Here is a 1,029-nt window from a genome sequence, read left to right on the forward strand (position 1 = left end):
TTGAATTCGCCGTAGAGCTGGGCCGCCAGCGTCTTGTTGTGCGCGAGGATCAGTGCGGGGCGCTGCACCGCTTCGATCACCTTCGCCATGGTGAAGGTCTTGCCCGATCCGGTGACGCCAAGAAGGACCTGGTCCATCTCATTGTCGCGCACGCCGTTGACCAGATCGCTGATCGCCTGGGGCTGGTCGCCTGCCGGCTCATAGCTCGACGCGACGCGGAATTTCCGGCCGCCTTCGAACTTCTCCCAGTTCCGCTCCGGCCTGTGCGGCATCCACAGTGGCTGGCCCTCGGCCACCGCCACGGCGTCCTTGATCTGGGCCGCGAACGCCGCGCCCGGACCTTCGCTCACGCCCTTGCGCCCAGACTTGGGCGGGGCTTTCGACGCGCTGGGTTTAGCCGTTTTGGAAGGTGGTTTCGCCATGCCCGCAATATGGGCCGTTCGTCATGCGTTCGCCAGTGGCGCGGCGGGTTGCGCGACAGCCTGCTGACAGTTCACTGGCTATAAGGTGGCTACTTGTCGCCGGCCGCGTCCACGACCACGCCGACTGTTGCGCCAACTGCCGCGCCCACCGGGCCCGCGATGATCAGCCCGGTCGCAGCGCCGGTCGCGGCGCGTTGCTCCATATTCGTGCCGCATCCGGCAAGCGCGGACAGTCCGAGGCCAGCAGCAAGGATCAGGACGTTGCGAATGGTCATGTCGTACCCCACGATTTGACGACCACCTTACCCCGCCCGCCCACTCCGCGGCCAGAACGAATTCCAGACAAGAACTGGCCGGACGTGGAGGATATCCACGCCCGGCCACTACAGCCCACCATCTGTGCCCGCCTGAGGCGGGAAACTCTTTAGTTCTTCTCGTCGGTCTCGTTGACGACCGCGCCTACACCGGCGCCGACAGCAGCGCCGACTGGGCCTGCGACAACCAGTCCGGTCGCGGCGCCCGTTGCAGCCCGTTGTTCCATATTCGTCCCGCAGCCAGCGAGCAGCGCAAAGCTCAACAAGGCCGCGGCCGGGGCGATAATCAGGGT

At 65.9% G+C, this 1,029-nt stretch carries 3 protein-coding genes; all 3 read right to left on the reverse strand.

The genetic code is table 11. From position 1 onward, the window contains the following. Positions 1–422, reverse strand: a 422-nt coding sequence (locus EON91_RS14615; RefSeq protein ID WP_292096162.1) for a DEAD/DEAH box helicase family protein, incomplete at its 3' end; no start/stop codon positions are given. An 89-nt stretch (positions 423–511) separates the two neighbouring features. Continuing rightward, positions 512–697 carry a hypothetical protein gene (locus EON91_RS14620; RefSeq protein WP_292096164.1) on the reverse strand — a complete coding sequence of 62 codons (186 nt, stop codon included), beginning with the start codon at positions 695–697 and terminating at the stop codon, positions 512–514. A gap of 149 nt (positions 698–846) precedes the next feature. Continuing rightward, positions 847–1,026, reverse strand: a complete 180-nt coding sequence (locus tag EON91_RS14625; protein ID WP_366250482.1) for a hypothetical protein — start codon at positions 1,024–1,026, stop codon at positions 847–849. Positions 1,027–1,029 lie beyond the last annotated feature (3 nt).

The organism is Brevundimonas sp. (genome assembly GCF_004210735.1).
GTDB lineage: Bacteria > Pseudomonadota > Alphaproteobacteria > Caulobacterales > Caulobacteraceae > Brevundimonas.